Below are 7323 nucleotides of genomic sequence, written 5' to 3' on the forward strand. Positions count from 1 at the left end.
GGCCGATGACCGGCTCTTCCGTACTCACCCGGCCCCACAGGGCCCCACACAAGGCTGGAGACAGGACGTGACCACCGCCCCCACCACCCGCGCCGAACGACTCGCGTTGCTCGACGACGTCATCCGCGACGTCGTGGCGCCCAACGCCCGTTCGGTGGACCAGGACAGGCTCTTCCCCCGAGCCGCCGTCGAAGCGCTCGGTGAGATCGGCATGCTCGCGCTCACCATTCCCCGCGAGGACGGTGGTGCGGGGGCCGCCGCCGAGGAACTCGCCGAGGTCGTGCTGCGCCTCGCCTCGGCCTGCGCGTCCACGGCCATGGTCTACGTGATGCACGTGACGTCGCTGGCCTCGTTCCTGGCACTGCCCCCCGGGCCACTACGCAACAACTACCTGTCGCGCGTCACCACGGAGCGGCTGCTGGTGACCGAGGCCATCAGCGAGCCCGGCTCCGGCTCCCAGTGGTGGTCCGTGGCCAGCACTGCAGAGCGGATCGACGGCGGATACCGGATCACCGCGGACAAGAGCTTCTCCACCTCGGCCGGTCACGCCGACCTCTACGTGGTCTCCACCCGGGCACCCGGATCCGAGAGCGACCGCGACCACGCCGTGTTCGCGATACGCGCGGACCAGGGACAGGTCGAGACCGGAACCTGGAACGGACTGGGGCTGTCGGGCAACAGCAGCACCTGGATCACCTTCCGGTCCGACGTCGACGACGACGCGCTGTTGTACGCGGGGGGCGACGGCGTCGGCCTGCGCACGTACAACGAGACGAACCAGCCGATGTACCACCTGGGTGTCTCCGCCGCCTACCTCGGCATCGCGACCGCCGCCTACCAGGCCGCGCTGGACCGGATCCGCTCCCGCCGCTACACCGGTAACCCGAGCGGGTTCGGCTCGCAGCTCAGCCAGTACCCCGTGGCGCGTCGGCACGTCGGCGCCATGGCGATCCGGCTGGCCGGGGTCCGTGCACTGGTCGACTCGCTCGCCCGGGCCATCGACGAGGGACAGCACCTGGACGAGATGGCCGTGCTGATGACCTCCTGCAAGGTCGCGGCGGCCGAGGCGGCGGCCGACATCGCCCGGGAGGCGATGATGGCGAGCGGCGGGGTGGCGTACTCCCGCGGCGTGCTGTCCATCGAACGGCACCTGCGCGACGCGCTTGCGGCCTCCCTGATGGGCCCGAACGACGACTTCTGCAAGGAACTGATCGGGCGTCTGCAGATCGAGGGATCCTCCTACCATGACCTCTGATGTCTCCGGAGCCGGCGGCGAGGGCGACCGGCTGCGCATCGCCCGGCTCGCGGCGGAACAGGCGTCGCGCACTGCGCTCGACTTCTTCCGCAGGCCCCGGGTGCGGAACTGGGCGAAACAGGACGGCTCCCTGGTGACCGAGGCCGACCTGGCCACCGAGCAGCGGATCCGCGAGGTCCTTGCCGAACTCGCCCCCGGCGAGCCGGTGATGGGCGAGGAGTTCGGCGGTACCGCAGGTGATGCCGGGCACTGGATCGTGGACCCCATCGACGGCACGGAGAACTTCCGCCGTGGCGTGCCCCTGTGGGGCGTGCTCCTCGCCTGGTGCGCCGGCGGGCTGGTCACCGACGCCGTGATCGCGGCCCCCGCGCTCGGTCGAGGCTGGTCCGCGAGCCGCGGCCGCGGTGCCCACGACGGCGACGGCCGCCGACTGCGGGTCTCGGCGGTGGCGGACCGGGCCGAAGCCTCTTTCAGCTTCGGCGGCGCGCACGAGTACACCCCGGCCCAGATGGCGCGGCTCGGCGGCTTCGCCAGCGGCTTCCGCACCGCCTGGGGCATCGGCAACTTCTACGGCCACATGCTGGTGGCCGAGGGCGCGGCCGAAGGCGCGCTGTCGGCCGGCACGTCCGTCTGGGACGTGGCGGCCCCCTCCCTGATCATCGAGGAGGCCGGCGGCCACTGGAGCGACCTGGACGGAACCGCGCGGCTCGACTCGGGCGCCTTCCTGGCAAGCAACGGGGTGATGCACGCCCGGCTCCTCGGCGGCGTCCGCGCGGCTTACCTCGAGACGTCCGACGAGCACGAGCCGGCCCGGGAACAGGAACGCACGTGACGGAGGGCGGCGACCGGCCCGTCCAGGACACCGGGCCCAGCACGGCAGCCCCGTCGTCGGCGGGGGAGGAGGCCGAACTGACCACCGTCAGCTCCACCGTGGTCTACCGCAACCGGTGGATGACCGTACGCGAGGACCGGACCCGGCGGCGGGACGGGCGCCAGGGCATCTTCGGCGTCGTGGAAAAACCGGACTTCGCACTCGTCGTGCCCTGGTCGGATGGCGGGTTCCACCTCGTGGAGCAGTACCGCTACCCCGTGCGGGGTCGCTACTGGGAGTTCCCGCAGGGCTCCTGGGAGGACGACCCCGGCGCGGATCCGGTGGAACTGGCCCGCGGGGAGCTGGCCGAGGAAACCGGTCTGCGGGCCGGGCGGATGACCCGGATCGGCCACCTCTTCGAGGCGTACGGCTACTGCGACCAGGGCTTCCACGTCTTCCTCGCCGAGGACCTGACGGCCGGTCGGCCACAGCTCGACGAAACCGAGAAGGGACTGGTCGCCCGGTGGTTCCCGCAGGACGAACTGTGGCGGCTGGTCGCTGAGGGCCGGTTCAAGGACGCGCCCTCGCTCGCGGCCCTCGCCCTGTTCCTGCGGCACCGCAGACAACTCCTCCCAGGCTGACGCTCATTCGGCCGGAACCGCCACGGGGCCGCGCGACAGGCCGGGATGCGTGTGAGGCACCTGGCGACGTCCGCCGCGCGGGGATCTCCAACGTGTGCGTGCCGGAAAGTACCTCTGTGCAGGTCCTGCGTTCCGCGTAATTCAGCGGCCTAGAGTCACGAATCTGGGGTCTGACCTGCGCGGACATAGGTGAGGGCGCCTGAGAGTCGTTTCTCTAGGCGCTGGTGTTCGTGCTGGTCAGCGGGGTGCGGGTTCGAGGGCGATGATCTGCTTCGGTGTGGGGATGCCGAGCTTGGCCAGGAGGTCGGTCTGGGTCTTGGTGAGAGTGGTGACCTGCCGGAACAGGCCGGTAGGGCCGGTGAACGTGCCGAGATGGAGCCGGTCGAGCTCGCGGCGGATGATCGTCCAGGTCTCGCCGGTGGTGGTCTCGATGATGCGGATCAGTAGCAGGGCGAGCCAGCAGAGGACGACGTGTGCGCGTATGCGTTCCTCGAGCCGGTGATAGACGGGCCGCAGGTCGATGATCTGTTTCATGTCCCGCCAGCCCCGCTCGACTTCGAGGAGTTGCTTGTAGCCGAGGGCGACGTCCTCGGCCGACAGATGCGGGTCGGAGCATCGCAGCAGATACTTGCCGTCGAGGTTCTCCTCGGTCTTGATCTTCGCGGTGTCGATGCGGAGTTTGCCGGCCGGGGTGGTGCGGAGGTAGCGGTTGAGGCCGGGCTTGTCTGCGATCTTGCCGCGGAGTTCGCCGCGCTTGAAGTCGCTGAGCTTGTCGGTGCCCTCGATCAGGGTCGTGAGCTGGGAGACGAGCTGTTCGCGTATGTGCTGGTCACGGGTGGCGGCCTCGGGGTTGTGGCAGATGACGAACCGTTCGGTGTCGGAGATCCGTACCTCCTTGACCCGCATGTTCCCGGCGATCTCGCTGTAGCGGCCCTGGCGGGACAGTGCGGCCTTCACCTCCGGGCTGCCGGAGCGGAGTTTCTCGCCGACGAGGTAGGCGTGGTCGCCCTGGCGGAGGTAGCGGCGGTTGCGTTCGCTGGAGAACCCCCGGTCGGTGACCCACACGATCTTGCTCAGGGTCCAGTCCCGCATGTCGTCCTTGACCTGCCGGATCAGTTTCTGGTCACCGGTGTTGCCGGGCCAGGACCAGACGCGGACCGGGATCCCGTCCCTCGTGACGGCCATCCCGATCACGATCTGCGGCAGGTCGTCGCGGGAGTCCTTGGACCTGCCGAAGGTGCGGAACCCGGCCTGCTGCGCGCGCTCGCCATCCTCTTCGGCGGTTGGGCGGTCGTCCGTCAGGAGGCGGCCCCTGTCGTCGCGGGTGGCGGGTTCGTCGGCCTCCTCCAGCTCGAAGTAGGTGCTGGTGGTATCGAAGAACAGCAGGTCGACTTCGAGGTTGAGGAGGTTCGCGACCTCGTCGAACACCCGCTTCTCCAGGTAGTCGGTCACCTCGTGGAGCCAGTCCATCGCCCGGTAGCAGGCGTCGTCGTCGGTGGTCGGCAGGCCCTCGACATGCACGTCGTGCGTGACCCAGTCCGCGGCGGCCAGCTTCGACGACGGCGCCAGGGCCCGGTTCGCGACCAGGGAGAACAGCACCCGCTCGGTCACCGACATGTCCCGGCGCCGGCCCCGTTTGGGCTGCCCGACCTGACCGACGATCCTGTCGATCCTCAACCGCCGCCAGAGATGATCGAGGACGTAGGTGCCGCCGAACGGGACCGACGAGACGAACTCCAGGTCACCCGCTGCCGTCGACGCCAGTGCCTCACCCGGCTCCAGCAGCCTCGATAGAGACGCGACCAGGCGCTTCACCGCGTCCCGGTCGAGGTCGTCCTCACGGCCGAACGTGAACAGCACCTTCGGGACCGCCCGGCCCTTCACCGGATCCCACTCGTTGTGGGCCAGGTGCAGGTACCGGACCGTGCCGGACTTGTTCTCCCGCTTCGTCGTCTTCACATACACGACTCCAGACCCTACGGACCAACTCCAGGTCAGCGCAGGCGAATCCGCAAAATCGCGTCTCTAGGCGAATCTGGCCGCGTCACCAGCCCTCAACCAGTTGACCTGCACCTTCAACCCGGCAGGGACTCCAGAGCCCCTGAATTACGCGGAACGCAGGCAGGTCGGGCGGCTTGGGACGCAGCGTGAGTGGCAGGGCATGATGATCGCTCGTGCTACTTCGTCTGATGTACCTGACGGTCTCGACCGTGTTCGCTGCGTTGCGCCTGCTGGCGCTGAGCGATCGTGACAAGGAACGCCGCCGCACCGACCTGGCTGGAGCAGGCGTACATTGAGTCGCTCTGGGACTGCGAGTCGGGCGCGCGCCTGCTGGGGTATTGCTTCGGCACCTGGTACGCCGCTGGTGAGGGAGCGGCTGGCCAGACTACGGGACGACCCGATGGAGGAACGCGAGGTCAGGTCCGCAGCCGGGGCACGCCTGACGGCACCCGGCGCGGAGCAAGGCTTGCCTCCGGCACAGTCCGACGCCTTGGTGCTGGCGACAGGCGACGGTCCGGGCGAGACTCGCTTCTGGACTGCGGCTGTGGCTTCGAGCGATCGGACGACGGTCCTGGCGCTGGCTCGGCCGGTGTCGTTCGGGCAGGTCCTCGCGGATGGCGACGTGCGGGTCGTGAGCATCGGCGAACACGCCGGTGCGCCGGTGTTGGCGGCTTCACGCCGGGCCGACGTGGTCGGGCGGGCAGTGTCGGCAGCGCTGCCGGCCGGAGCGCTGCTCTCCGACGAGGAGCTCGCCTCGGCGCTTCCGAGCGCCGGACAAGCGCTGGCCACCGTGTCCATCAAGAACGGGCACGTACCGCCGATGGTCGGGCCGGGGGCGCAGGTCGTGGTCTCGGAGACGAAGCCCGCGGGCCCCGGAACTTCGGCCGGTACAGGGGACACGCCGGTCCGCGGTGTGGTCCTGGACGCCCGTCCGGGGCCGGGTGGTGCCGGAACGGTGGTGGTGACGATGGTGTGCGACCAGGGCGGCGCGATGCGCGCGGCGCAGTTCCAGGAGCCGGCGCTGGTCGTCCTGCCCGCTCAGGCGCCTGCGGGCGCCACGGCCGCGGGGAGTTGACGGAGGATGGCTCTGATCGTGGTGGGCTCGGCAAAGGGCGCGCCGGGCGTGAGTACGACGGCGCTGGCCCTCGCAGCTGCCTGGCCGGGGCAGGGGGCCCCGGTGGTGATGGAGGCGGATCCGTCGGGCGGTGACGGCCTGCTGCGGTTCGGCCTGCTCGCCGCGCCGTCCCTGGTCACCCTGGCCGCTGCTGCTCGCCGAGCGGGGTTGAGCGAGGGGCTGGTTCGGGAGCACGCGCAGCGGCTGTCCGGCGGTGTGCCTCTGGTTGTTGCGCCGGCGACTCCCGAGCAGAGTTCGGCGGCCCTGGGGGTTCTGGAAGAACTCTGGGAGGAAGCCGAGTTGGGTTCGGGCGTGGTCGTAGCCGATGTCGGCCGCATGGGCATGTCGCTCGGGCCGGTGTCGAAACTGGTGGCCGCGGCTGATCTGGTCGTCCTGACGACCAGGGGAGCGGTCGAGGATCTCGCGCATGCCGAGGCGGCGGTGCCGCGGCTGCGTTCGGCTGCTCGGCGGGTGGCGGTCGTGCTCGTCGGCTCGTGCGGGTGGCCCGCGTTGGAGGTCGGCCAGGTCCTGGGCGCCGACCTGTGCCGGCTGCTGCCGTTCGATGCGCCGAGCGCCTGCCTGCTGCGCGGTGGTCGGCCGGAGCGCCGGCTGTTTCCCCGGCGCAGGTTCCCGCTGCTGGACGAGGCGCGTCACCTCGCCGACGCCCTGGGCGGGCTGCTGCCTACCCCACAGCCGGCGAAGCGCGGCGAGAACGAGCACGGGCAGACCGAGTTGGCGGCAGCGTTGGGCGGTGAGCGGTCATGACGATGGTGGAGAGCGGAGAACTGGAGCGGGAATTCGCCGAAGCGTTGCGTGTCGAGGTTGGCGGGCTCCTTCTGGAGCACAGCCAGCAGGTAGAGGCGGCCGGTGGCGCGCCGTTGACCGCTCACCAGCGTCGTTCGGTGGGGGAGCGGCTGCTCTCCGAGTTACTGGAGCGACGCACCGGCGAGCTCATCATGGCGGGGCGGCCGGCCCTGGAGGCCGAGGCCGCGAGACGGGCGGTGCGCGCCGCACACGCCGCGCTGTTCGGCCTTGGCGGGCTGCAGGCGCTGCTGGACGACGGCGAGATCGAGAACATCGACGCGAACGGGTGCGACCGGGTCTTCGTCCGCTACGCCGACGGAGGCAAGGCACAGGTAGCGCCGATCGCCGCCACCGACACCGAATTGGTGGAGCTGATCCGCACGATCGCCTCCCGCGGCGGGGCGGAAGAACGGCGGTTCGACCGAGCGGTTCCCCGGCTGAACATCCAACTCCCCGACGGCTCTCGCATGTTCGCGGTGATGGCGGTATCGGGACGAGTATCGATCTCGATCCGCCGCCACCGCTACCCGCGCGCGACCCTGCCGCAGCTGCGCGAGCTGGGCGTGTTCGACGCCGAGCTGGAAGGCTTGCTGCGCGCGCTGCTGAGGCTTGCAGATGGGGGTGACAGATAGTCAGTTCGGCTCTATGTATGGGAGGTGAGGTATCCCGATGGGGGTGGCCTGACCGCGCGGGAGCG

The 7323-nt window shown here is 70.2% G+C and carries 7 protein-coding genes; 6 read left to right on the forward strand and 1 reads right to left on the reverse strand.

The window, feature by feature from the left end; genetic code table 11:
* Nucleotides 1-67 precede the first annotated feature (67 nt).
* The 3 genes from ACZ38L_RS31885 to ACZ38L_RS31895 are packed head-to-tail and all read left to right on the forward strand — an operon-like array spanning nt 68 to nt 2707.
* Nucleotides 68-1255, forward strand: a complete 1188-nt coding sequence (locus ACZ38L_RS31885; RefSeq protein WP_465699880.1) for an acyl-CoA dehydrogenase family protein — start codon at nt 68-70, stop codon at nt 1253-1255.
* The gene (locus ACZ38L_RS31890) at nt 1245-2087 is read left to right on the forward strand and encodes an inositol monophosphatase family protein (RefSeq protein ID WP_465699882.1); all 843 of its coding nucleotides are present in this window, start codon (nt 1245-1247) and stop codon (nt 2085-2087) included. The genes ACZ38L_RS31885 and ACZ38L_RS31890 overlap by 11 nt, the downstream gene beginning before the upstream one ends.
* Nucleotides 2084-2707: an NUDIX domain-containing protein gene (locus ACZ38L_RS31895; protein ID WP_465699884.1), complete on the forward strand. Its 624-nt coding sequence runs from the start codon at nt 2084-2086 to the stop codon at nt 2705-2707. The genes ACZ38L_RS31890 and ACZ38L_RS31895 overlap by 4 nt, the downstream gene beginning before the upstream one ends.
* A gap of 237 nt (nt 2708-2944) precedes the next feature.
* On the opposite strand, the gene ACZ38L_RS31900 is transcribed toward ACZ38L_RS31895, so the two are convergent.
* On the reverse strand, nt 2945-4672 hold the full coding sequence (locus ACZ38L_RS31900) for an IS1634 family transposase (protein WP_465699886.1): 1728 nt from the start codon (nt 4670-4672) through the stop codon (nt 2945-2947).
* Between the two features lie 436 nt (nt 4673-5108).
* Between ACZ38L_RS31900 and ACZ38L_RS31905 the strand changes: the two genes are divergently transcribed.
* The 3 genes from ACZ38L_RS31905 to ACZ38L_RS31915 are packed head-to-tail and all read left to right on the forward strand — an operon-like array spanning nt 5109 to nt 7258.
* On the forward strand, nt 5109-5783 hold the full coding sequence (locus tag ACZ38L_RS31905; protein WP_465699888.1) for an SAF domain-containing protein: 675 nt from the start codon (nt 5109-5111) through the stop codon (nt 5781-5783).
* A 6-nt stretch (nt 5784-5789) separates the two neighbouring features.
* Nucleotides 5790-6587: a hypothetical protein gene (locus ACZ38L_RS31910; protein WP_465699890.1), complete on the forward strand. Its 798-nt coding sequence runs from the start codon at nt 5790-5792 to the stop codon at nt 6585-6587.
* The gene (locus ACZ38L_RS31915; RefSeq protein WP_465699892.1) at nt 6584-7258 is read left to right on the forward strand and encodes a hypothetical protein; all 675 of its coding nucleotides are present in this window, start codon (nt 6584-6586) and stop codon (nt 7256-7258) included. The genes ACZ38L_RS31910 and ACZ38L_RS31915 overlap by 4 nt, the downstream gene beginning before the upstream one ends.
* The last annotated feature ends 65 nt before the right edge of the window (nt 7259-7323 follow it).

Source organism: Kitasatospora sp. NPDC024654, assembly GCF_055559155.1.